Annotated in this window: 21 protein-coding genes; 10 read left to right on the top strand and 11 right to left on the bottom strand. The window is 42.1% G+C overall.

The features are described 5' to 3' along the window. Nucleotides 1-15: 15 nt before the first annotated feature. Nucleotides 16-4,164 carry a T9SS type B sorting domain-containing protein gene (locus L0B70_RS03265; protein WP_235142880.1) on the bottom strand — a complete coding sequence of 1,383 codons (4,149 nt, stop codon included), beginning with the start codon at nucleotides 4,162-4,164 and terminating at the stop codon, nucleotides 16-18. Between the two features lie 191 nt (nucleotides 4,165-4,355). Between L0B70_RS03265 and L0B70_RS03260 the strand changes: the two genes are divergently transcribed. Next, on the top strand, nucleotides 4,356-5,621 hold the full coding sequence (locus L0B70_RS03260; RefSeq protein WP_235142879.1) for an ectonucleotide pyrophosphatase/phosphodiesterase: 1,266 nt from the start codon (nucleotides 4,356-4,358) through the stop codon (nucleotides 5,619-5,621). A gap of 61 nt (nucleotides 5,622-5,682) precedes the next feature. Here L0B70_RS03260 and L0B70_RS03255 read toward each other — a convergent pair whose 3' ends face one another. From L0B70_RS03255 to dinB, 5 genes are all read right to left on the bottom strand, one after another. Continuing rightward, complete coding sequence (locus tag L0B70_RS03255) at nucleotides 5,683-6,741, bottom strand: NAD(P)-dependent alcohol dehydrogenase (protein WP_235142878.1); 1,059 nt, start codon at nucleotides 6,739-6,741, stop codon at nucleotides 5,683-5,685. A 91-nt stretch (nucleotides 6,742-6,832) separates the two neighbouring features. Further along, a complete protein-coding gene (locus L0B70_RS03250) occupies nucleotides 6,833-7,219 on the bottom strand; it encodes a barstar family protein (RefSeq protein WP_235142877.1) in 387 nt (128 codons plus the stop codon). A 24-nt stretch (nucleotides 7,220-7,243) separates the two neighbouring features. Further along, complete coding sequence (locus L0B70_RS03245; RefSeq protein WP_235142876.1) at nucleotides 7,244-8,716, bottom strand: alpha-amylase; 1,473 nt, start codon at nucleotides 8,714-8,716, stop codon at nucleotides 7,244-7,246. A gap of 231 nt (nucleotides 8,717-8,947) precedes the next feature. Further along, nucleotides 8,948-9,622, bottom strand: coding sequence for a YceI family protein (locus L0B70_RS03240; RefSeq protein ID WP_235142875.1), 675 nt, complete (start codon nucleotides 9,620-9,622; stop codon nucleotides 8,948-8,950). A 182-nt stretch (nucleotides 9,623-9,804) separates the two neighbouring features. Continuing rightward, the gene (gene dinB, locus L0B70_RS03235) at nucleotides 9,805-10,854 is read right to left on the bottom strand and encodes a DNA polymerase IV (RefSeq protein ID WP_235142874.1); all 1,050 of its coding nucleotides are present in this window, start codon (nucleotides 10,852-10,854) and stop codon (nucleotides 9,805-9,807) included. Nucleotides 10,855-11,017: 163 nt separating this feature from the next. On the opposite strand from dinB, the gene L0B70_RS03230 reads away from it, so the two are divergent. After that, on the top strand, nucleotides 11,018-11,767 hold the full coding sequence (locus L0B70_RS03230) for an NYN domain-containing protein (RefSeq protein WP_235142873.1): 750 nt from the start codon (nucleotides 11,018-11,020) through the stop codon (nucleotides 11,765-11,767). Nucleotides 11,768-11,843: 76 nt separating this feature from the next. Beyond that, complete coding sequence (locus L0B70_RS03225) at nucleotides 11,844-12,326, top strand: DUF2059 domain-containing protein (RefSeq protein WP_235142872.1); 483 nt, start codon at nucleotides 11,844-11,846, stop codon at nucleotides 12,324-12,326. 77 nt (nucleotides 12,327-12,403) lie between these two features. On the opposite strand, the gene L0B70_RS03220 is transcribed toward L0B70_RS03225, so the two are convergent. Together L0B70_RS03220 and lpxK are read right to left on the bottom strand one after the other, a co-directional pair. Next, nucleotides 12,404-13,222, bottom strand: a complete 819-nt coding sequence (locus L0B70_RS03220; protein WP_235142871.1) for a purine-nucleoside phosphorylase — start codon at nucleotides 13,220-13,222, stop codon at nucleotides 12,404-12,406. Beyond that, a complete protein-coding gene (gene lpxK / locus L0B70_RS03215; RefSeq protein ID WP_235142870.1) occupies nucleotides 13,206-14,231 on the bottom strand; it encodes a tetraacyldisaccharide 4'-kinase in 1,026 nt (341 codons plus the stop codon). The genes L0B70_RS03220 and lpxK overlap by 17 nt, the downstream gene beginning before the upstream one ends. A gap of 158 nt (nucleotides 14,232-14,389) precedes the next feature. On the opposite strand from lpxK, the gene L0B70_RS03210 reads away from it, so the two are divergent. Genes L0B70_RS03210 through L0B70_RS03200 form a run of 3 tightly spaced genes read left to right on the top strand, consistent with a single transcriptional unit; the run spans nucleotide 14,390 to nucleotide 16,605 of the window. Continuing rightward, on the top strand, nucleotides 14,390-15,379 hold the full coding sequence (locus tag L0B70_RS03210; protein ID WP_235142869.1) for a D-alanine--D-alanine ligase: 990 nt from the start codon (nucleotides 14,390-14,392) through the stop codon (nucleotides 15,377-15,379). Between the two features lie 55 nt (nucleotides 15,380-15,434). Further along, nucleotides 15,435-15,929, top strand: coding sequence for a pantetheine-phosphate adenylyltransferase (gene coaD, locus L0B70_RS03205; RefSeq protein ID WP_235142868.1), 495 nt, complete (start codon nucleotides 15,435-15,437; stop codon nucleotides 15,927-15,929). Nucleotides 15,930-15,969: 40 nt separating this feature from the next. After that, nucleotides 15,970-16,605: a trimeric intracellular cation channel family protein gene (locus tag L0B70_RS03200; RefSeq protein ID WP_235142867.1), complete on the top strand. Its 636-nt coding sequence runs from the start codon at nucleotides 15,970-15,972 to the stop codon at nucleotides 16,603-16,605. A gap of 297 nt (nucleotides 16,606-16,902) precedes the next feature. Here L0B70_RS03200 and L0B70_RS03195 read toward each other — a convergent pair whose 3' ends face one another. Both L0B70_RS03195 and L0B70_RS03190 read right to left on the bottom strand, forming a co-directional pair. Beyond that, nucleotides 16,903-17,469, bottom strand: coding sequence for a DUF2892 domain-containing protein (locus L0B70_RS03195; protein WP_235142866.1), 567 nt, complete (start codon nucleotides 17,467-17,469; stop codon nucleotides 16,903-16,905). 58 nt (nucleotides 17,470-17,527) lie between these two features. Next, complete coding sequence (locus L0B70_RS03190) at nucleotides 17,528-18,025, bottom strand: dihydrofolate reductase (protein ID WP_235142865.1); 498 nt, start codon at nucleotides 18,023-18,025, stop codon at nucleotides 17,528-17,530. Nucleotides 18,026-18,102: 77 nt separating this feature from the next. Here L0B70_RS03190 and L0B70_RS03185 point away from each other — a divergent pair, with 77 nt between their 5' ends. The 4 genes from L0B70_RS03185 (at nucleotide 18,103) to L0B70_RS03170 (ending at nucleotide 21,494) form a co-directional block, all read left to right on the top strand. Beyond that, nucleotides 18,103-18,711, top strand: coding sequence for a LemA family protein (locus L0B70_RS03185; protein ID WP_235142864.1), 609 nt, complete (start codon nucleotides 18,103-18,105; stop codon nucleotides 18,709-18,711). After that, complete coding sequence (locus tag L0B70_RS03180; RefSeq protein WP_235142863.1) at nucleotides 18,711-19,139, top strand: TPM domain-containing protein; 429 nt, start codon at nucleotides 18,711-18,713, stop codon at nucleotides 19,137-19,139. Before L0B70_RS03185 ends, L0B70_RS03180 begins: the two co-directional genes overlap by 1 nt. Next, nucleotides 19,120-19,929 (top strand): YgcG family protein, encoded by an 810-nt coding sequence (locus tag L0B70_RS03175; protein WP_235142862.1) that lies wholly within the window; start codon nucleotides 19,120-19,122, stop codon nucleotides 19,927-19,929. The genes L0B70_RS03180 and L0B70_RS03175 overlap by 20 nt, the downstream gene beginning before the upstream one ends. 530 nt (nucleotides 19,930-20,459) lie before the next feature. Further along, nucleotides 20,460-21,494, top strand: a complete 1,035-nt coding sequence (locus L0B70_RS03170; protein ID WP_235142861.1) for an AI-2E family transporter — start codon at nucleotides 20,460-20,462, stop codon at nucleotides 21,492-21,494. Nucleotides 21,495-21,532: 38 nt separating this feature from the next. On the opposite strand, the gene L0B70_RS03165 is transcribed toward L0B70_RS03170, so the two are convergent. Then, nucleotides 21,533-22,333 carry a head GIN domain-containing protein gene (locus L0B70_RS03165; protein ID WP_235142860.1) on the bottom strand — a complete coding sequence of 267 codons (801 nt, stop codon included), beginning with the start codon at nucleotides 22,331-22,333 and terminating at the stop codon, nucleotides 21,533-21,535. Nucleotides 22,334-22,347: the final 14 nt, after the last annotated feature.

Genomic DNA, 22,347 nt, shown 5'->3' with positions numbered 1-22,347 from the left:
TTTTTTGTAAAATTTTTAGAGGCGGTTTTTTACCAGAATCCACCCGCTGTATTGCGTTACGGCAGAAGATCCGGGCTCTTTCCATTTCATCACATACCAATAACTTCCGGTACTTACAGCTTTGCCGAAAATTTTCCCGTCCCAGATAAAGGAATTGTTATTATCACCCGTGAAAACCGTTTTGCCATACCGATCGAAGATTTGCATAAAAGGTGCTTCTTTTTTTAGCAACGCTGCGTAATTTAAAACATCATTCACACCGTCGTTATTTGGGGTAATAACGTTGTAAAGTACAATTACATTAATATCTGCGCGAACCGGCTCGCAATGGTCTGCGGAAATCACATAAACACTATGGTCGCCGCCGCCAACTCCCGTAAAAACATTGGAAGCCTGATAATTATTGCCGTCCAGCGCATATTGGTAAGGAGGGTTTCCGCCCGTAACGTTTACAGTAACGGTAGATCCCTGAATTTCTATATTCGTGATGGTGGGTAAAGCCACTGCTTTCACAAAAACATATTGCCGGTAAGTACAGCCGTTCGAGGTGAGATCGACATAATAGTCGCCGACCGGAACTTCTATGGCTGGTGTAGTTTCACCCGTGCTCCATAAATAAGCGTCGAAACCCGCTCCGGCATTGAGAACTGTAGTGGCTTCGGGGCAAATATAAAGATCTTCGTCAGACAAAAAATCCGATTTTTTAGCTTTCTGAATGGTAACTGACACTTTTCCAATGACATCACAGTATTGGCTTTTGTGGAATCTCAGATAATAATTCCCTGAATTCGCAACGGTGACAGGATTTGAAAGGAGGTTCATCTTTTTCCGAGCATCTGACAAACTTCCGAAATAAGAAACACTCACAGCACTGTCCAAAGTAAATTCCGAAACATAACCGGATAAATTTACCGCTTTTACTCCATCGAAATCGTCGTCACAAACTTTCGCATTAACCTCCGCGATAAGCAAGGGCAGGCTGTTTCCAACTTTAAAGTCGATTTGCCGTTTTTCAGCTGGGCAATAAGCGGAAGTTGCCTGCACGTAAATGGTCGTATCTGTGATGTACGTAAAATTCGTAGGATCTGCAATCGGATTTTGCAGATTCACATCGCTGAAGTATTCCACCGTAAACGAAGCGAAATTGGGCAATACAAGCGGAGTTACATTATTCAGATTTACTTTGACGTTTCCATCGAAATCATCATCACAATTCGTAGCATCGTAGGCGGCGACGTTCCATTGCGGTTTTGGTGAGGCAATCACCATCACATTTTGGCGGTAAATGCAGCCTGAAGCATTGGTTAAGTCAACATAATAATTTCCCACGCCTGCCGTAATAGTCGGCGTCGTTTCGCCGGTACTCCAAAGAATTCCTGCGGGGAAACCCGTTCCCACGTCCAGTGTAGTGGTGCTTCCGGCGCACACGGTGTAAGAAGGTTGAAGGACGGGCGAGGGCGTTCCCTTTTCTAAATTGATCGCCATTGCGCCGATATTTACACAGAAATCGGGAACATTAATTCTGTAATAAAAAGTTCGGTCGCTTGTGATGTTTTGGTTAACGTTGACTGCATTTTGATTGTTTTGCGCGTCCGAAAGCGTATCGAAGTACGTTGCAGAAGTTCCAGCCGCCACCGAAAACAGAGCAGTGTAATCGGAAAGAACAATTGCTTCGGATTGATCTTCGTTGAGGTCGCAAACCTCTTTCATTGCTACCGCTGTAATTAAAGACGCCTTTGTTCCGATTTGTAATGCAACCTTTTTGATCACCGGCGTACAAACAGCCGGAGATTCTACACGAACCCAAACAAAAGTATCGGTTGTAAAAGTGAAATGTCCTTTGATATTATTGATCAGTCCGTCAATTGCCTGCTGTTGTGTAGCGTAATATTTTACTGCAAAGGCAGTGGAATTTTGTACAATCGTGGGAGTAATTGCTGCTAAATTCACCTTGTAATTGCCGTCGATAATTCCATCAATATCCTCGTCGCAGGTTTTTTGCGTGTAAAGTGACGGCGTAACAACCGGCGGCGCAGTTATTTTTAATTCGATTTCTGCTTCCGCTTCACACCCAAAGGTATTACGAAGTTTTACATAAATAAATGCCGGAGCAGAAGTGTAGTTGGTAAGCTGCGCCAGAGGAATTTCATTTGTATAGGCAGCATCGGTAAAATATTTTTTCGTCACTGTCGCATCTGGAGTTACGGGGGCAGAAGTAAGATCGAAGACTGCTGTTGACGTTTCAGAACACTCATTGAGGATTTTATCGTAATGTTCAATTTGATTTAAATTGATGGTCGCCTGCACCGTTTCGCAATCCGGAATGGTGCCGTTTCCACAGAAAGAAAATTTAAAAGTATCGGTGCCTGTGGCGTTCAGATTTGCTGTGTAGGTTAATGTTCCATCTGGATTAATTACTACGCTGCCTTTTGTGGGCGGCGTATCAACTTTAAGCGTCGAAATATCAACACCTTGCGTACTCAGCGCAAAATTGGGAGAAACAGTTTGACTGGTACAGGTCGAAAAATCATAGTTGGTGTAGGTGGTGCAATTGAAAAACTTAAAATCCCGCGTTTGAATTTCTGCACAAGAACCTTGTTTTACCTTTACGGCATAGATTCCTGCCTGTGTGGGAGCATATTCGAAGGTATTGTTAACTCCGGGGGCGGGAATATAAACGCCACCAGCTTTTATTAACCATTCATAGCTATCAAAACCTGCAGTTACTTCCAACTTCACACCTGGAAGACAGTCGCCCACGGTTTTTGTAATAAGCGGAATGGAAGAGAATCCGGCAAAATAGCCACCATAACCGAAAGCCGCATTTCCGCTCGCGATTCCCGCAGTAACCGCTTTATCAGACACTACCGTTATGTTTCCCTTTACATTGGGGATAGAATAGGTGACCCAACTTTGGTTTGCGGTGATCGTAGAGATATCATAAGGCCCATACAGCGGGTTCGGAACGGCACCATTCACTTTTACAACTGCGCCTTTTTCTGTAATAATATTTAACTTCGTAACAAAACGGTTATCCGCATCGTTTTGCGCGATTTTATTAATGTAACTGATTTCATCAATTTTTTGTGGAAGATAGCAGTTTAGGGGTGGAATATAATTCATGCCACCCGTCGCTAACGGCGAGGAGCCGGCTTCAACGCCGCCTAAAAGCTGATAAACATATACGTTTTTATCGGTTACAATGTGCAAATTATAATGGCCGTTGGTTCGGTCTACATAATTGGTCTCATTGATGAAGTAAAAATCGCCTTCGTTAGCCAATGTCGCAAAGGGAACGGTGGAATCATTCAAATAAATGGCGGTGTTTTTTTCGGTAGCAACAATAATCGCCCCTTCCATATTATTACCCAGGGCACCATATCCTTTCACGACTACAAACTCATCACCCAATTTGTCCACAGGAACCGATTGATCCATTAAGATGTCGGAACCGCTTCCCGTATCAGTGCTCGCGTACTGGCCGTTGAAATTCCCGTTCGTCATAGAAACAGGTTTGTCTGAGGTTACTGTTGCGCCAATAAAACCGTCCACATTTTCGCTGTTAATCGCCCGCCCGTCGATAATGTAAGATTCTCCCTTATTTAATTTGAATGTGATGTTGCTTAAATTTCCGCTGCCGGTAAAAGACAGGTTTTTTTTAAAATTGTTTACCGTAACGTTTGTATTATCTTCAGTAGCGATAAAGCTGGCTGCAAAACCAAGAATGTCGTTATACAGTGAATTGGGCGCCACCACCGTATAAAACTTAGTTCCTATGCCTGCCGTCCCTTTGCTGGTAATAATTTCAGCATGGTTGATTACGCCAAAACGCAGGTTCGCAAAACACGGTCTTTCAGCTTTTACATACAGGCCCATCGTTCGCACCCGAAGCACGTCGGAATATTCCGTTGTAATAATATAGGACCTCGGGATAAAAATTACGCCTGGATTTCCTTTGCTGATGGTTTTTTGGGCGATAACAACATTATTATTATACACATTTACGTTGAACGGCGTGGTTTCATTCGTCGAGAGATGTAGGTACTGTTCGTCTCCACTGTTAGACTGCCCATCAAACATGGGTGCAAACCAATGTTCGCGGTCAAGTTGAGCGTAGGAATTAAAATAAATAAAAGCGAACAGAAAGAATAAAATTTTTCTCATAATAAAAAAGAAATCTCCGCAAATGTAATATTTTATTAAGAAATGTTAACTAAACGTATGTTTTTCTTACCGAAATGCTAATTGTTTTTATAAGTCGGAAAAAATTGTATTTCGATTGAATTTAATTTAACAAGGCTAAAGGACATACCTTAAGGCGTTTTTCCCGTAAATTGGGACGATATTATGAAATTATGAAAAAAATATCCGTCCTTTTCTTTTCCTTTTTTTTTCTTTTGGCATTTTCCCAGGTAGATACTGCGCAAGTTGTAGTTCCGAACAGAAAAAATTCTGTAGACGCGCTCTCAAAACCTTATGTCATCTTGATTTCTGCAGATGGTTTTCGATACGATTATCTTAAAAAATATAATGCCCAAAATCTTTTACGGTTCGCTGAAAGTGGCGTTACGGCAAAGGCCATGATCCCGAGTTTTCCCACCATTACTTTTCCGAATCACTGGAGTTTGATTACGGGTTTATACCCGTCGCACCACGGTTTGATCGATAATTTCTTTTACGATTACAAAAAGGAAAAATTCTACGCCATGAGCCGCAAAGAAAACGCGGAGGACGGCACGTGGTATGGCGGGACACCACTTTGGAGTCTGGCAGAAAAAAACGGCACGCTCTCTGCGTCGATGATGTGGGTAGGTTCTGCCAGTAATGCGGGCGGAATGCGACCGTCCTATTACTATCATTATCACGAAAAATTCAGTCCGGCCGAAAAGGTAGAAAAAGTTCTCGACTGGTTAAAATTGCCTGAAAACGTACGGCCGCACTTTATCAGTTTATATTTCCCGGAGGTGGATGGAGGCGGTCATCATTTTGGCCCGGATGCCAAAGAAACCGCCGACGCCGTGCAGTTAATTGACGAAGCCGTGAAAAATTTAGTAGAGAAAGTAAATCAGTTGGGTTTAAAAAACGTGAACTTCATTTTTGTAGCAGATCACGGAATGATTAAGGTAAATACGGAAAATCCGCTCGAAATTCCTCAGATGCTTAGGGATAAAACGCGTTTTGATTACTACAATGCACAAACTTTGGTGCGTGTGGTTGTCAAAGATCCGACCGAAGTGAAGGCTGCTTATCGCGACCTGAAGAAAAATAAAACCGATGATTACAAAGTTTATCTGGATAAAAGATTTCCGCGCAAACTGAAATTCTCCGCGCGCGACGACCGGTTCAACAGAATCGGCCAAATTTTGCTCGTTCCGGAGCCTTCTAAAATATTTCTGGAAAAGGGCAAGAAAACATCTGCGGGAAAACATGGGTACAATCCCTACAAAGTGCCGGAAATGAAGGCGGTGTTTGTGGCTTTTGGTCCGGCTTTCAAGGAAAATAAGAAAATTGGCGAATTTCAGAACGTAAACGTTTATCCCGTGATTACCGATATTCTGGGTTTAAAAATATCAGAACCAATCGATGGAAAGCAAAAAGTAGCAAAGGAGATTCTGAAGTAAATACTCAAAAAATAATCCGGCTGAAATTTTCGGCCGGATTATGTACTTGTTCTTTAAAATTCTAATTCTTTAAAGACTGCATATCGATCACAAAGCGATACCGAACATCGCTTTTCAGCATTCTTTCGTACGCTTCGTTAATATCCTGAATTTTAATCATTTCGATTTCCGGTAAAATGTTGTGTTCGCCACAGAAATCCAGCATTTCCTGAGTTTCTTTGATGCCGCCAATTACCGAACCAGCCACCGATCTTCTTCCCAGGATCATGGGTGGTGTAAACAGGGCATCGCCCATTTGACCGATGTAGCCGACTAAAACCAGAGTTCCGCTGATGTTCAGTGTCGAAACATAGGGATTAATGTCGTGATCATAAGGCACGGTATCGATAATCAGATCGAATTTTCCTTTCACGGTTTCCATTTCGTTTTCGTACGTGGAAATAACCACGGCGTCCGCACCTAAATCCAGGGCATCCTGAATTTTATCGGGACTTCTGGAAAATAAAGTAACCTGAGCGCCTAAACCTTTTGCCAGTTTAATCGCCATATGTCCCAGGCCGCCCAATCCAACCACGGCCACTTTGCTGCCTTCTTTCACGTTCCAGTGTTTTAGCGGGGACCAAGTTGTAATTCCAGCGCATAATAAAGGGGCAACAGCTTTTAAATCGAGATTTTCAGGAATTTTCAAGCCAAAAGCTTCCGTTACGACCACTTTTTCGGAATATCCGCCAAAAGTATGACCACCCAAATGTTTATCATTGCCGTTGTAAGTGCCGGTAGAACCCGTTAAACAGTATTGTTCCAGGTCCTGTTTGCAGCTTTCGCATTCTTTGCAGGAATCTACAAGACATCCAACGCCGGCCAGATCTCCGACTTTAAATTTGGTTACCTCATCGCCAACTTTCGTAATTCTTCCCACAATTTCGTGACCCGGAACTGCGGGATATTTTGTGCCACCCCAATCATTTCTCGCGGTGTGCAAATCGCTGTGACAAACGCCACAATATAAAATTTCGATCTCGATATCGGTGGGCGTCACTTCTCTGCGTTCGATCTGCATTTCCTTTAAATCTTCTTCTTTGGACGGAGTTCCGTATGCTTTAACTTGGTACGTATTCATATTGCTGTATTTTTTTAATTCGAAAACAAATTTATATCTAATAAATCCATTCGTCTAATGATTAACTCTTTTTAATAGTATCTTAACGATCTTATTTCTCTATCAATTTAATGTTGGAATGCGCACCAATTATTTCGAGAATAATCTCAAAGTACGTTTGGCCGTTTCCCTTTTTTAAATCATCTATTTTTTCCTGAATGAAATTGGTGTTGAAGATTTGGGGTGATTTTAATTTAGCTTCATAAAACTGCAAGGTCGTCTCGAAACCCAGTATTTTTCGGTTTTCTTCAAAATTTTTCCAGATTATGATGTTTTCTTTTCCTTCAATTTCTCCAAAACCGCCATACAGCAAATCATTCAGCGCATCTAAACTTTCGCCCAGTTTCCAGTCTTCATCAGGCATAAAAACGCGGTTAATTTCCACGTAAAATGTTTTGATGTCACGAATCTTTTTTCCTTCAATTGTAAATTCTTTCAAAATAAATTCTTGAAAAATTAAAAATTATTCCGGCACCCAAATGGAAACATTTCCCGCCGGAACAGGGAATTTTCCCCAGCCGTTTTCATCGATTGTTATTTTTTCCGGAAACCAGCCCAGAAAATCATAAAATTGCTGTCCGGCATATTGTTCACCTATTTCCATGGATTTTTCCGTTGCATCGCTGTTGCTTAAGACCACGGCGCAACCTTTGTTGTAGCCGTCGCCTTCGCGAATCCAGCCAATCGAGTTGGGTTCGTCGAAATAATCGCGCTGCGTTCCGTATGCGAAGAGCTGGCGCGCTTTTAAAAGTTCTTCAATTTTTTCGACTTTATCCAGAAAAATTTCCTGATCATTTCCTTCTTTGTCTTTGTCGGTGTAATGCGCCCCAAAAAGATCCGGGTAAAAAACACACGGATAACCACTTTCCCGCAGCAGAATCAATGCGTAAGCAAGAGGTTTAAACCATTTTTCTACGGGGGCTTCCAGATCCTGTAGCGGCTGCGTATCGTGATTATCCACCAACGTTACAGAGAGCAGCGGATTTGATAGCGTAAGCGTGGTATCGAAAATTGTGCGCAAATCATAATTTTCACCCGCCAAAGAGGCTTCGTGCAGGTTGTGATGAAGCGACGAATCGAATAGACTCATGGAGCCTTCCGTGGCTTCAATATATTTTTCGAGCAGCGGCAATTCGCCGGGCGCCCAGTATTCGCCGACTGCAAAAATGTTTTCTCCGGTGTTGGCGCGCAAGGCATAAAGCCATTCCTGGTAAAATTCGGGAGACTGATGTTTTACGGCATCGAGACGAACGCCGCCGAAATGTATCTGATCGTGGTACCACTTCCCCCAGGTATTTAATTCTTCGCGTACGAAAGGATTGCGATGCTCAATATCATTGTACATTAAATAATCATAATTACCTTTTTCCACGGAAATCATTTCTTCCCAACCCTCGCCATGATCATTGATGATCTGAAAAATACCCTCGCCTTCGCCCTCTGCATAATCTACGCCGGAAAAACACTGATAGTTCCACTGAAAACTGGAATATTTTTTGCCTCTGCCCGGAAACGTAAACTTGGTATAGCTGTCTATTTCAAATGGTTCGGAGATGTTTTGCTGGCGGTTTTCGGGATCAACCTTTACGGCGTGAAACTTTTCTTTCTCGTCGCCGCCGGCTTTGTGATTCAAAACAATATCTGCAATCACCGAAATCCCGTTTTTTTGTAAGGCTGTACAAGCGTCGATTAGTTGTGCTTTGCTTCCATATTTAGTGTTGATGCTTCCTTTTTGGTCAAATTCGCCCAGATCAAATAAATCGTATGGATCGTAACCGACGGAATAGCCGCCACCGGCAGCTTTGTACGCGGGCGGAAACCAAACAGCGGAAATTCCGAGTTCCTTCAGGTAATCGGCAGCGTTTTTCATCTGGTTGTAAAGTTCACCGTTTCCCTCGGAATACCAGTGAAAACCTTGAAGCATTGTAGGATTCATAGTTTATAAATTTTTGAAGTGCACAAGCAAAAACCAGCCCGAAATGGATGAAGAAGCCATTTTAAAGGTGAAAATTCGCTGGAGCGCCGGTTTTAATTTAGTTTATCAATATTGTTTAAAGTAGCAACGACGCATTTAACAGAAAGTTCAGGATCCAGCTTAAAAGCATCATCTCCTCATTCCACAAAAAAAAGCCGCAAAACTGCGGCTTCAATGGATGTTGCGTCAAAATTATTTGGTTGCAACAATATTCAGTTCCAGATCAACTCCCTGGGAGATCATCCAGTCTTTTGGATCGCCTTCGGCACCGTATGCCAAGCCCCAATCTTCTCTGTTGATGGTGAATTTGGAAACGAAATCAACTTTTCCGTCCGTCACCTGAACTTTCGCGGGAAAGGTTACGTTTACCGTTTTATCTTTAATGGTAAGGTTTCCGCTAACCTGTTTGTTCGCGCCTTCCAGTTTGGTTTCCGTACCGGCGCCAAGATCTTCCACTTTGGTAATATCAAATTTTACACTTGGATATTTTGCAACATCAAAGAAATCTGCACTTTTCAAATGCGTATCAAGATCCGCAGCTGTTTTTCCGTCTGTTGTTGCAGGATCAACTGCAGTTGGATCGGTTGTTAAAGAATTAATGTCCGAAACAAGGCTCCCGGAAACAAGATTTCCGTTTTCTACAGAGAACAAGCCGGTCGTTTTGGTCGTGCCAAATCTTGGGTTTAAGCCACCTTTGTGATAAGCCGTCCATTTTACAGTGCTGCTGTCGGTATTTACATTAAAGCTTTCCCCCGAATGTCCGGCAACGGTTTGCTCTGTTGTCGAAGTCACCGTGTCGGCTTTGGATTCGTTACAGGAAACCACAAAAAGTGCTGCAGAAAGTGCAAAAATTGATAATTTTTTCATTTTAGATTTTTTAGTTGTTATCTGAGTGCAAAAATAAAGCGGATAATCGACGTGAATATTGATCTATGATAAGAAGTGTCCGGATTTTCGCAGAAGAAAGGCCAGATAAAAAGCGATCTTTATTTAAGAAAATTTTTCAAATTGGGTGGAACTCTTTAAAGAAAAGAAAGAACAATTTCAGCTCAGTCAAACTCCTCGAACGGAATTTTCAGCTGTACCGAGATCTGTTTTTTTTCCTGCGTGTTCAAATTGGATAAGGATAAGCCGAGCAGACGCACCGGTTTGTCGAAAGGCCGAAGTTCCCAGAGTTGTTTGGCGGTTTCGAGGAAATTTTTTGCATCTTCGAAATAATCTTCCTGCGTGCGGCTGCGCGTGTAGACCATAAAATCTTTGTATTTTATTTTTAAAGTTAAAGATTTTCCTTTGATTTCTTTTTTTGAAAGCCGCGTTTCCAGATCTTCGCTGATGATTTCCAACTGCCTGAATACCGCTTCTTCGTCGAGCAGATTTTCCCAGAAAGTTTCTTCTACACCAACACTTTTTTGGATGCGGTGCGATTTTACCTCGCTGTTATGGATGCCGCGAACCGCGTTGTAATAATAAAGTCCGGATTTTCCGAAAAGACGGTGCAGTTCTTCCAGGGACTTTTTCTTTAAATCGGCGCCTTTAAAAATATGGAGTTCGTGCATTTTATTCGCCGTCACTTTTCCGATCCCGAAAAACTTCTCGATGGGCAGCTCTTCCATAAACTCCAGAATTTGGGTGGGATGAATGGTTTTCTGGCCGTTCGGTTTGTTGTAATCGGAGGCTACTTTTGCCAAAAATTTATTGATGGAAATTCCGGCGGAAGCCGTTAAGCCTGTTTCTTCAAAAATTCTTTTCCGGATCTCGCGCGCAATGTCGTTCGCGGATTCCATGTTTTTTTTATTTACAGTAACGTCGAGGTAGGCTTCATCCAGAGAAAGCGGTTCTACCAAATCCGTAAATTCATAAAATATCTGGCGGATTTGCTGAGAAATTTCCTTGTACCGCTGAAACCGCGGTTTCACCACAATTAAGTGCGGGCACTTTTCCAAAGCCAGCCGTCCCGGCATTGCAGACCGGATGCCGTATTTCCGCGCTTCATAACTTGCCGCAGCAACCACGCCGTACTGTCCGCCGCCCACTGCCAGAGGTTTTCCTTTCAGTTCAGGGAAATCATGTTGTTCTACAGAGGCGTAAAACGCATCCATATCTACATGAATTATTTTTCGGTCGGCTTGCACGCTGCAAAATTAAGGAATGGGATTTAAAAATCCGCCACCCTTAAAAACATCTAGGTTAAAGGTGAAATACGACTTCCGTGAATTGTTTATATCTTTGAACGAAATTTAAAAGTTAACAAAAAATCCAAATATGGCAGACGATAAATTAGCGGTCCTCATCGATGCAGACAATGTTCCGTACAAGAATGTAAAAGAAATGCTGGAGGAAATTTCGCGCAACGGAACTCCAACCATCAAAAGAATTTATGCAGACTGGACCAAACCCACGGTTTCCGGCTGGAAAAGCGTTCTTTTGGAAAACGCCATCACGCCCATTCAGCAATACAGTTACACGACCGGGAAAAATTCCAGCGACAGCGCCCTCATCATCGATGCGATGGATATTCTGTACTCCGAAAAAGTGAACGGCTTCTGCATTGTATCCAGCGACAGCGATTTTACAAGACTCGCTACGAGGCTTCGGGAAGCTGGAATGACCGTCATCGGATTTGGAGAAAAGAAAACACCGAAACCCTTTATTTCTGCCTGCGACAAATTTATCTATCTGGAAATTTTGAACAATACCACGGAAGAGACCGATGCGACGGTTGAGGAAAAGAAAACTTCAAAACCTCGGAGAAAAAAAGAACCCATCAGCAAAGTAGATTCCAGAACAATAAAACTCATTACGCAAAGCATCAACGATTTAGGCGACGAGGATGGCTGGACGTTCCTGGGAAATCTGGGAAATTTTATCTTGAAGAAAAAACCTGATTTTGACCCGCGGAATTTTGGTTTTGCGAAGTTGCTGCCATTAATCAAAAGCATCGGAAAAATTGAGATCGATGAGCGCGACACGGGCGTTAACAATATTCGCCATATTTATGTGCGAGTGAAGTAAATGGCCTAACTTGAAGATCGTTCTTCGGCGAACCGCGGATTAGATGTTAAATAGGGAAACTTAAAACTTAAATATCATGAAAACTGCACTTTTTCTTTTATTTATCGCTTTTTCCAACTTTTTTTCCGCGCAGATCAGCGGTAAAGACACTTTTGAGAAAATAAAGTCAGAAGCCGCTAAATATGTTATCGATACAACGGCTGTTCCGGAAGACCGCCTCACGCAGGAGATTCGAAAATTACGCGCTGCCAAAGGCGGTTTCAACATCAATGAGGTTCTGCTTTTTAAAATTGGCGAAGATAAAGCCAAAGGTGAAATTACTGCCGCCGAAGCAGAAAAAGCCGAACAGTATATCACCTCCGGCGATGGGAAAAGATCTTTGGATAACGCCGTAATCTGGATTTACCGCAAACATTTTACACTTTCGGAAATCAAAAAGATCACGCGCTTTTATCAGTCTTCCGCCGGACAAAAAATGGCAGAAAATTTCTCCGTCATCATCTTAGAATCAACGGTTGCGGCGGAAAAAATCATGGGAAAATTGAAGAAAGGGAAATAGGATGTTCGACAGATTTAATCTTTAAAAACAAAAAACACCTCCCGGAAGCGGCGTTTTCTGAATTTTTTCGAGGGAACTTAGGCACTATAATTTTTCACCAAACCTTTTACGATTTTAATGACGGTGGGCATCGCTTTGTTTGCGGCCTGCAGAACTTCTTCATGCGAAACCGTGAATGCGATGTCGGGTCCGCCCACATCGGTGATAATTGAAATTCCGAAACACTCCATTCCCTGATGTTTGGCGACAATAACTTCTGGAACTGTGCTCATTCCAACGGCATCGCCACCGATGGCTTTAATCATGCCGTACTCCGCGGGTGTTTCAAAAGTGGGTCCCTGCAGCGCGACGTAACAACCCTGGTGCGCCGTGATTCCTAAATCTTTTGCCACCTTTGCTGCAACTACGATCATTTCTTTATTGTAAGGTTCGCTCATGTCCACAAACCGCGGGCCAAATTCGTCTAAATTTTGGCCGCGCAACGGATGGTCCGGCATCATGTTGATGTGATCGTTGATGATCATCACATCTGCCACCTTAAAGTTCGGATTTACGCCGCCCGCCGCATTGGAAAGGATGAGGTTTTTAATGCCCAGCAAATGGAAAACGCGAAACGGAAAAACAACAGTCTGAATATCGTGGCCTTCATAATAATGAAAGCGCCCGCTCATCATCAACACTTTTTTACCTTCCAGCGTTCCAAAAATTAATTTTCCACCATGGCCGGCAACGGTTGTTTGCGGAAAATTTGGGATTTCGTGATAGTCTAACGTATGGATGGCCTGGACTTCCTTCTTCAAAGCGCCTAAACCGGAACCCAGAACAATTGCAAAGTCGGGCGTGTCCTGAATAATGTTTTTAATGAACGCCGCGGTTTCTTTAATTTTTTCCAACATAATCGAGAATGGTTTGGTTGAATTCTTCCTTTTTTTCGATGTGAACATTGATGGGCCAGTAGTAAACCAGGTCCCGAAGATAATCAAAAGTTTTCAGCCTCACATAATCCTTTTCCGTCGTTAAAATAAGTTTGTATTCGCCCAGTTTATGATATTCAGCTACAATTTCTTTAATGTCCTGATCGCTGAAATTATGATGGTCTTTAAATTTTAAATGTTTTACGCGCTGCGAAAATTTGGATAAATGATTCAGCAGCGGTTTCGGATTCGCAATTCCTGTAATCAATAAAATATCGTAATAACTCAAATTATTGTCCGGCAAAAACTGATCGTGGGCATAAATGTTTTCGTCGTACCGGATGCTCGAAAAAAATACTTTTTGGTTGTGCTGCGGTTTGATGCGCGAAATGAAATACTGCTTTTTTTCCTCCGTTAAATCGTCGGGGCATTTAGAAACCATAACGATCTGGGCTCTTTTTGCTCCACTTCTGCTTTCACGCAAATCGCCCGCGGGAAGGAGATAATCTTTAAAATAAGGATCGTTGTAATCCGTCATCAAAATATTAAAGCCGGCTTTGATGGCGCGGTGCTGAAAAGCATCATCCAGCAGCAAAACATTCAGATCCATATTATCGATCATTTTTTTTGCGCCCGGCACCCGCTCTTCGGAAACGCCGATGACGAATTTATTTTTGAAGCGCTCAAAAAGCTGCATGGCTTCATCGCCAACCGTTTTATAATTGCTGTCGTAATTCGTGATGGCGTAACCTTTCGTCAGCCGTCCGTACCCGCGCGAAAGGACGCCTGTTCGGTAATGTTTGGACAGAAGTTCGGCCAGATACATCACCATCGGCGATTTTCCGCTCCCGCCCACGGACAGGTTTCCGACATTGATGATCGGCGTTTTAAATTTGGTCGATTTGGAGATTCCCCAATCATACATTAAGTTTCTGAAACTTGTGACGAAATGATAACCAAGGGAAAAAGGGTAGAGATACCATCTTTTCATAGGCGGCAAAAATACATATTTTTAGCAGTAAAATAAAACAGGAAAACACGCATTTTTTGCGCGAAATGCTGCGGTATTTTTTTAAATGATAATATTTACGGGCGCTCCGCCCGAATTTTAAACATTTTGTTTAAATTTGCCCGCATAGTCAAACTGTTATGAAAAAGAAAAATGTAGCCGTTGTAATGGGCGGTTATTCCGACGAATACGTGGTTTCCCTGAAAAGCGGGCAGCTTATTTTCGATTCTTTGGACCGCGATCTCTACAATGTTTACAAAGTGGTGATTTTGAAAGAAGAATGGTACTTTTTGGATGACCGCGGGGAAAAATCGCTCATCAATAAGGCGGATTTTTCTGTGAATCTGAGCAGTGGTTTTGATGTGAAATTTGATGTTTGTTTTAATATCATTCACGGCAAACCCGGCGAAAATGGCGAGCTTCAGGCGTATTGGGACACCATTGGCCAAACTTATACAGGTTGCGGATTCTACCAAAGTGCCTTAACCTTTAATAAAAAAGATACGCTCGCCGTGCTTTCAAAATACGGAATTCCGTCCGCCAAAAGCGTTTATCTGCGCAAAAATGAGGACTGCAACGAAGACCAGATTATCGCAGACTTGGGACTTCCGGTTTTTGTAAAGCCAAATCAATCCGGTTCTTCGCTCGGAATTACAAAGGTGAAAGAGCAGGCGGATCTGAAAAAAGCCATGGATTTTGCGTTTGCCGAAGATGACGAGATTTTGATTGAAAGTTTTCTGGACGGAATGGAAGTTTCCGTGGGTGTTATCGATTATGAGGGTGAAACCATCGTTTTGGGCATTACCGAAATTGTATCTAAAAACGAATTTTTCGATTACGAAGCGAAATACGAAGGCGCTTCGGAAGAAATTACGCCCGCCAGAATTGATGAGGAAACCCGCATCCGCGTAAAAAATATCGCGAAAAAGGCATACGATTCTTTAGGCATGAGCGGTTTTTCCCGAAGTGAATTTATCATTATGAACGGAACGCCGTATATGTTGGAAATGAATACGAATCCAGGATTTTCTCCAGCGTCCATTTTGCCGCAACAGGCTGCGCATTATGGCATTTCCATTAAGGATTTGTGTGGGAATGAAGTGGAGAAAGCCTTGAATAAAACGAAATAAATACAATTTTTTAGGTTTGAATTTATTTCAAATTTAAAATGCAGAATAATCAATTATGAGCAGAGTCGCCATTTTTCCGGGATCATTCGATCCCATTACGCTTGGACATTTTGATATTGTTGAAAGAGCTACGCCGCTTTTCGATAAGATCATTATCGCCATCGGACAGAATTCTCAGAAAAAATATATGTTCTCGTTGGAGCAGCGCATGGAATTTATTCGGCAAACCTTCAAAGATTTTCCGAATGTTGAGGTCGATCATTTCGAAGGTTTAACCATCGATTATTGCCACAGCAAGAACGTGAATTTCATTTTACGTGGCCTGCGCAACCCCTCAGATTTCGAATTCGAAAAAGCCATCGCGCAAACGAACCGCGAACTTACGCGGGACAACAAAGTGGAAACGATTTTCCTTTTAACGTCTGCCAGCAAAGCCTTTATCAGTTCCAGTATAGTGCGCGAAATACTGACCTTCGGCGGACATTACGAGTTGCTGGTTCCGGAGGCGGTGCGCGTGGAGGGCAAAAATACTGGCAGTAACAAGGGCTGATCTGAACCTCCACTTACTTATCACCCATTACCCCTCCATCATGGTTCATGAAAATTTAAATTTCATCATCGAAATTCTCGGCACCATTTCCTTTGCCATGTCGGGAAGTTTTGCAGCGATGCAGAAACGGCTGGATCCTTTCGGAGTGCTTATTATTGCCTTCGTAACATCCGTGGGTGGCGGAACGGTGCGGGATGTACTTTTGGATGTTCCCGTTTTTTGGATGCACGATATGATTATGTGTTCCGTGATTTTTATTACGTGTCTGCTTTCGATGATTTTCAAATCCATTGAAAAAAAATTCCGCGTCACCTTGTTTGTTTTTGACAGTTTCGGGCTGGGACTTTTTACGATAGTCGGCATTCAGAAAGGGTTGAGTGCAGATCTGCATCCTTTGATCTGTTTAACCTTAGGAACGATTACGGGATGTTTCGGCGGGATTATCCGCGATATTTTACTCAACCGGATTCCGCTTATTTTCCGCAAAGAAATCTATGCCACCGCCTGTCTTTTGGGTGGCAGCGTTTTTTTATTACTGGTGAATTACGGCAGTTTTAAATATATTTTCGTGCAGATTTCGACCATTCTTTTGATTGTTTTCATCCGGACTTTGGCCGTGAAATACCAGTGGCAGATCCCGAAATTTTATGGCGCGGATGATAATGCGGAAATGTAGGAATTAAGAGCCAGGTAAAAAGTAAAAAGAGCCAAGGTCTACTAATTAAAGTCGCTAAAAACGATTATCTGTTTTTGCGAGAAGTAACGAAAGTAATTGCATAGATGGGCGACGTTCTTTCGAATCCATCGTTGGTCTATCATTTTCTTAATTTTAAAGTCAACTTAAATTAACTGAAGTCACAATTTAATTTAAATTTTGCCGGAATTTCCAGGCGGATTATCGGCGCTCGCTTCGCTCGCGCCAATAAAAAAATCCCGCGTCTGCAGGATTTATAAGAGTACAAAATATTATTTTCTAGAAAGATTTCCCTCTCTGTCTCATGTTCGGGTTGTGCATGTGTTTTTGCATGGATGGCATTTTCAGCTGGTCTTTCATCATTTTGATCTGATCCGTCATCATGCCGGCAGAATCAAGCTTTTTTGCTTCTTCCAGTAATTTTGCTGCCTCCTGGCGACGTCCTTTCTGCAGAGCTCCTGCTGCGATATTCAGCGTTGCCATTGCGCGGTCGTGTTTCATATTTAAACCAAATTCCAGAGCTTTTCTCATTAAGGGCTCAACTTTCGCGGGGTGATCCTGCGCCAAAACCAGGCCTTGCAAGTAATGGTAGTAGCCGTATTGCGACCGGTGAAGTTCGGTTTCGTAATTTTTGATCTTGGAAAGCCAGTTGCTCGCTTTGGCCACATTCTGTTTTCTTAAAAACCAAAAGGCGATAAGGATGAGTTCATTTTTAAAAAACAAAACAATCGGAATGGCGGAAAGAATGACTACCACGATCCCCCAACCTATATTTCTGTTCATCATCAGATAAATTCCGGCAGCGATCATTAAGGCGGAGATTAAGAATTTTATGTATTTGTTCATTGTTTAAATTTTAGAAGTGCAAAGATAATAATTTGTGTGGATAACGGGAAGCTGACGTTTATACCAACTTCACTTTCCGTTCGAAGGTTTGAAAGCAGAAGTCGAATTCGTTTTTATCATCTTTTTCATGGCAGGTTTCCTGCGTTTTATTCCAAATCTTTGGACTGATTTTAGGAAAGAAAATATCAGCTTTCAAATTGGCTTTTACCTGCGTAACTTCAAGTCTATCAACGAGGTCGATGGTTTGTTTGTAAATATCGCCGCCACCGATGACGAAAACTTCTTCGTCCATTTTTTTTGCAAATTTTAAGGCTTCTTTAATGCTTCCTACGATCAAAATTCCTTCTTCAAACCAATCCTTCCGTCTGGAAACCACAATATTGGTGCGGTTTGGCAGCGGTCTGCCAATACTTTCATACGTTTTTCGTCCCATAATAATGGGATGTCCCGTGGTGATTTCTTTAAAGTTTTTTAAATCTGTCGGAAGATGCCAAAGCAACTGATTATCAGCTCCAATTTCATTATCCAAACCCATTGCCACCACGATTGTTACCATTATTCTGTAATTTCCACAAATTTAAGACTTAATTTGTATATTTGGGTATCGAATTCAAACATTAAAAATAGTAAACTATGAGAAATAAGGGATGTATGAGCGCCGGAACCATCGGCATTGCTCTGCTTGTAATTGCTGCGGTATTGTTCTTTTGGGGCAAAAACGGGTACAACACTTTTACGACAAAGGAACAGACGGTAAATACCAAATGGTCCAACGTAGAAACCGTTTACCAGAAGCGCGCGAACCTGATTCCGAACCTAGAAAGAACCGTAAAATCTTATTCACAATTTGAGCAGGAAACGTTAACCAAAGTTATCGAAGCGCGGTCCAAAGCGACTTCAATCACCGTAGATCCCACGAATATGACGGAGGGCGACATGGCGAAATTTCAGGCAGCACAGGGCGAGTTGAGTGGAGCGTTAAGCCGTTTAATGGCCGTGGTAGAAAGTTATCCTAACTTAAAAGCCGATCAGCAATACATCAATTTCCAGCGGGAATACACCGCGATAGAAAACAGCATCCGCAGCGAAACCGTTTATTATAACGAAGCCGCACAGGACTACAACACATCGATCAAAACTTTCCCAAATAATATTTTGGCGAATTTCACGAATTTCAAAGAAAAACCTTATTTCAAAGCGGCCGCAGGAGCAGAAAATGCGCCGGAAGTTTTCACCAATTAATGAATAATTTTCTAACAGATCAGCAAATGGCTTCCCTTGTGGAAGCCATTCAAACAGCAGAAGACCATTCCACCGGGGAGATCCGAATCCACATCGATTCCAACACCGAAGGAAACAATGCGGAGATCGCTTTTGAAATTTTCAAAAGGCTTTGCAAAGATCAGACTGCTGCGCGAAATGCGGTGCTTTTTCATGTGAATTTTGAGCAGCATTATCTTACGATTATTGGCGATGAAGGCATTCACGAAAAAGTCCACCAAAATTTCTGGGATCGCATGCACGACCGCATTACCGCCGAATTTTCGAAAGGAAATTTTCATGATGGTTTAAAAAATGCCGTTCTGGAAACCGGTCTCGAACTCAAAAAACATTTCCCGGTCTCGGGAGAAAATCCCAATGAACTGCCGAATGAGATTACATTCTCTTAAAAACTTTCTTTTAGTCTTTTTTCTAGGTTTAAACGTTTTTGTTTTTGCCCAGCTCGTTCCGAAAAAACCCGCCAAAATTTTTCCGGTAACGGATAATGTGGGATTATTAACGCAGACAGAAAAAGATCAGCTAAATCAGAAACTTATTAAATTTTACGATTCTACGTCGACGGAAATTGCGGTGATTATTGTTCCAACCACAAGCGGAGAAGACATTAATTACCTTGCCACAATGTATGGCGAAAAATGGGGGATTGGCGAAAAAGAACAGGATAATGGCATTGTTTTCCTCATTGCCACGGAAGATCATACCATGGCGATTCAGCAGGGACGCGGCGTTGAACGGTATTTGACCGCGTCCGTCGCGGGACAGATCCTAGATTATATTGTTACACCCAATTTCAAAAAAGGCCTGTGGTACGAAGGGATCAACCGCGGTACGACTGCTTTAATGGAAACCGTGCAGGGTAAGTTTAAACCCATTGCAAAGGAATCGCAGGAAAAGGGATTAAGCCCGGTTCAGCTGGTCATGATTATTTTCTTTGTTATCATGATTTTAAGTTTTCTTTTTAAAAACCGCGGCGGCGGCGGAAATAATGATGATGACGACGAAATGCTTTCCAGACGTGGCAGAAGAACTTACCCCGGCGGATTCTTTCCATTCCCGGGAAGTTTCGGCGGCGGTGGTTTTGGCCGGGGCGGCGGTTTTGGCGGCGGCTCGGGTGGTGGCTTTGGTGGTTTCGGCGGTGGCGGAAGTTTTGGTGGTGGTGGTGCGTCCGGCGGCTGGTAACCATTCCCGGTTTATGTAGGGACAATTCGCGACTTGTCCAAGAACGAAGAGGAAGCGCCAAATAAATTAATCAAAGTTTTCAGTTTAAAATTTGCATTAAAGCGAAAATCTTTAAAGTATTTCGAAATTTGACGAAAGTCTTGTTCGTATCCTTCTGAGCCTGCCGAAGAATCTTTGTATTTCTCCTTCATTTCAAAAATGTTTCATTTAAATAAATTCAGCGAAGAAAATTTCCGCTGAGTTTTTTTGAGTGTTATAACTGTTAAGCGAACCGCAAAAACTGTTAATTCAGAAAATTTTCGACATGCTCAAAAGGATACTGCCTGTGTAGGTTAATTTTAATGATTTACATTAAAAATTAATTCCTAAAACCTGATTTATTTCCGGAAGAAATCCGTTTCGAACCTTGGCTTTTTTATTCTCTTAGCTCTTAATTAATAGAAACGCTTCAGCCTGTGCTTTCTTCTATCAGTCCAATAATTTTATTAAATTTACTTTCTCATAGATTACAGTTCTGAAAAAATTAAAATTTGAAAAACAATAAAATAGAAATTTCCAGCAGTTATCTGCTGAAATTTTTGGGAATCACCGCCGGGATCTTGATTCTCTTGTTCTACGGCTCCAGTCTTCTTTTACCGGTGTTGTTCGGTGCATTTATAGCCGTTTTACTTCAGGTTCCTATTAATTTTTTAATTAAAAAGAAATTTCCCGAGTGGTTGGCGATGCTGGTTTCTGTATTATTAATGATCGTAATTTTCACTGCTTTATTTTGGTTCATTTTTGCGCAGTTATCGCTGGTTGCAGAAGATTGGCCCGCAATTCAGGAGAAAGGCAGTAAAAAGCTCGTCGAATTATCGAAGTGGTTAAAAGACGATTTTGGGATTAACTATCAAAATTATATTGGCGATGGCCAGGATTTTTTCAACAAAATAAAAAATATTGTTTTGCAGACCTTATCGTCGTTTTCAACTGTTTTATCGCAAATGTTCCTTACGTTGGTTTATATCATTCTGTGTTTAATGCAAAAGCGAATGTTTGTGGGATTTTTTATGCGGCTCACCACTCACGAAGTAGGAATGTCTGAGATTTTATCAGCATCGGCCGCAGTTATTAGAAATTATGTTTTGGGCAAGGGGAAAATAATGTTGTTCTTATTCGGGATTTATTATGCCGGATTTGCTTTGGGCGATGTGCGTTATGCTTTATTTTTAGCTTTGTTCGCGGCGTTATTTTCTATAATTCCTTACATCGGAAACTTTATTGGCGGCGGTATCGCGGTAATTTTCTCCTATATTTTTGCAGGAACATCCTCCGCAATATTTGTATTTGTAGTCGCTGTAATATTTGTTACGCAAATCATCGAAAACTATGTATTAACACCCTGGATTGTTGGTGATGATATCGATCTAAATCCATTCACCACCATTTTTGGTGTGCTCTTATTTTCTACTTTATGGGGCGTTGCGGGTGCTGTAATTTCTTTGCCCGTCCTTGGCGTGATAAAAGTAATTTTAAATCACACCAAAGGGCTGGAGGCTTACGCATATATTATGAAGATAAAATAAGAGAAAATCTTTTTGCCTTAAAAAGCAGTATTTCCGGTTTAATTGATAGAAACACTGCCGCCGCTGCTTTCTTTCTGGCTCAAAACATTTAAATTTCCTTTCCGCGTTACGTTGATGTCGCCCGAAGAACTCGCCGCGGCACTCAACTGATCGGTAACAGTAACGCTGACGTCACCACTGCTCGAAGCTTCAATGTCGGCGTTTTGTGCCACGAGTTTTTGTGCATTTAAAGTCCCGGAAGAAGAAGCATCTAAATGCGCATTTTTCGCTTTCCCAGAAATATTAATGTCGCCGGAAGAACCAACTTCTGATTCCAGATCCACGGCCCAGATTTCGCCTGTGAAACTCGCCGAACTCGACACTTCTATCGACATGTCGTTTGCTTCCAGATTTCCCGTAATACTGCCGGAGCTGGATACTCTAACGTTCGTTTTTTCCTGTGTGAATTTATCTCTGATCTTGATATCGGCGGAAGAATTGGCTTCCACGCGTGAAAAGTCTTTCGCGAAAATTTTCACGGCAACATTTCGGGCAGAAATATTTAAATTCGGTCTGAAACGGATCGAAAGTTTTCCGCCACTGTTGTCCACCACAATATCGTCGATGATATCGGACGGCGCGGTAACCACCACTTTTTCTTCATTGGATTTTACGATTTCCGCGGAGATGGATTGGGAGACTTTAATTTCATCAAAATCCATTTTATATTCCTTCGTTTTAATGATGCCTTTTCCTTCTTTCGTTATGATATTGCCGGGAAAACCATTCTCGGATTTCACATTGCACGACAGTAAAAAGGTCGCCATTGCGGCTGTTAGCGTGAGTGTTTTTAGGTGCATAGTTTTTATTTTTG

The organism is Kaistella sp. 97-N-M2 (assembly GCF_021513235.1).
Taxonomy (GTDB): domain Bacteria; phylum Bacteroidota; class Bacteroidia; order Flavobacteriales; family Weeksellaceae; genus Kaistella.
Note: the sequence above shows the minus strand (reverse complement) of the source record. Positions and strands in the feature narration are given on the sequence as shown.

What these genes read in the sequence shown, in the direction of transcription:
- coaD (WP_235142868.1), top strand. Translation starts at nt 15,435, where the DNA reads ATGAGCAGAGTCGCCATTTTTCCGGGATCATTCGATCCCATTACGCTT.
- L0B70_RS03185 (WP_235142864.1), top strand. Translation starts at nt 18,103, where the DNA reads ATGAGAAATAAGGGATGTATGAGCGCCGGAACCATCGGCATTGCTCTG.
- L0B70_RS03180 (WP_235142863.1), top strand. Translation starts at nt 18,711, where the DNA reads ATGAATAATTTTCTAACAGATCAGCAAATGGCTTCCCTTGTGGAAGCC.
- L0B70_RS03200 (WP_235142867.1), top strand. Translation starts at nt 15,970, where the DNA reads ATGGTTCATGAAAATTTAAATTTCATCATCGAAATTCTCGGCACCATT.
- L0B70_RS03245 (WP_235142876.1), bottom strand. Translation starts at nt 8,716, where the DNA reads ATGAATCCTACAATGCTTCAAGGTTTTCACTGGTATTCCGAGGGAAAC.
- dinB (WP_235142874.1), bottom strand. Translation starts at nt 10,854, where the DNA reads ATGGATGCGTTTTACGCCTCTGTAGAACAACATGATTTCCCTGAACTG.
- L0B70_RS03190 (WP_235142865.1), bottom strand. Translation starts at nt 18,025, where the DNA reads ATGGTAACAATCGTGGTGGCAATGGGTTTGGATAATGAAATTGGAGCT.
- L0B70_RS03240 (WP_235142875.1), bottom strand. Translation starts at nt 9,622, where the DNA reads ATGAAAAAATTATCAATTTTTGCACTTTCTGCAGCACTTTTTGTGGTT.
- L0B70_RS03165 (WP_235142860.1), bottom strand. Translation starts at nt 22,333, where the DNA reads ATGCACCTAAAAACACTCACGCTAACAGCCGCAATGGCGACCTTTTTA.
- L0B70_RS03230 (WP_235142873.1), top strand. Translation starts at nt 11,018, where the DNA reads ATGGCAGACGATAAATTAGCGGTCCTCATCGATGCAGACAATGTTCCG.
- L0B70_RS03175 (WP_235142862.1), top strand. Translation starts at nt 19,120, where the DNA reads ATGAGATTACATTCTCTTAAAAACTTTCTTTTAGTCTTTTTTCTAGGT.
- L0B70_RS03265 (WP_235142880.1), bottom strand. Translation starts at nt 4,164, where the DNA reads ATGAGAAAAATTTTATTCTTTCTGTTCGCTTTTATTTATTTTAATTCC.
- L0B70_RS03220 (WP_235142871.1), bottom strand. Translation starts at nt 13,222, where the DNA reads ATGTTGGAAAAAATTAAAGAAACCGCGGCGTTCATTAAAAACATTATT.
- L0B70_RS03225 (WP_235142872.1), top strand. Translation starts at nt 11,844, where the DNA reads ATGAAAACTGCACTTTTTCTTTTATTTATCGCTTTTTCCAACTTTTTT.
- lpxK (WP_235142870.1), bottom strand. Translation starts at nt 14,231, where the DNA reads ATGAAAAGATGGTATCTCTACCCTTTTTCCCTTGGTTATCATTTCGTC.
- L0B70_RS03210 (WP_235142869.1), top strand. Translation starts at nt 14,390, where the DNA reads ATGAAAAAGAAAAATGTAGCCGTTGTAATGGGCGGTTATTCCGACGAA.
- L0B70_RS03255 (WP_235142878.1), bottom strand. Translation starts at nt 6,741, where the DNA reads ATGAATACGTACCAAGTTAAAGCATACGGAACTCCGTCCAAAGAAGAA.
- L0B70_RS03260 (WP_235142879.1), top strand. Translation starts at nt 4,356, where the DNA reads ATGAAAAAAATATCCGTCCTTTTCTTTTCCTTTTTTTTTCTTTTGGCA.
- L0B70_RS03195 (WP_235142866.1), bottom strand. Translation starts at nt 17,469, where the DNA reads ATGAACAAATACATAAAATTCTTAATCTCCGCCTTAATGATCGCTGCC.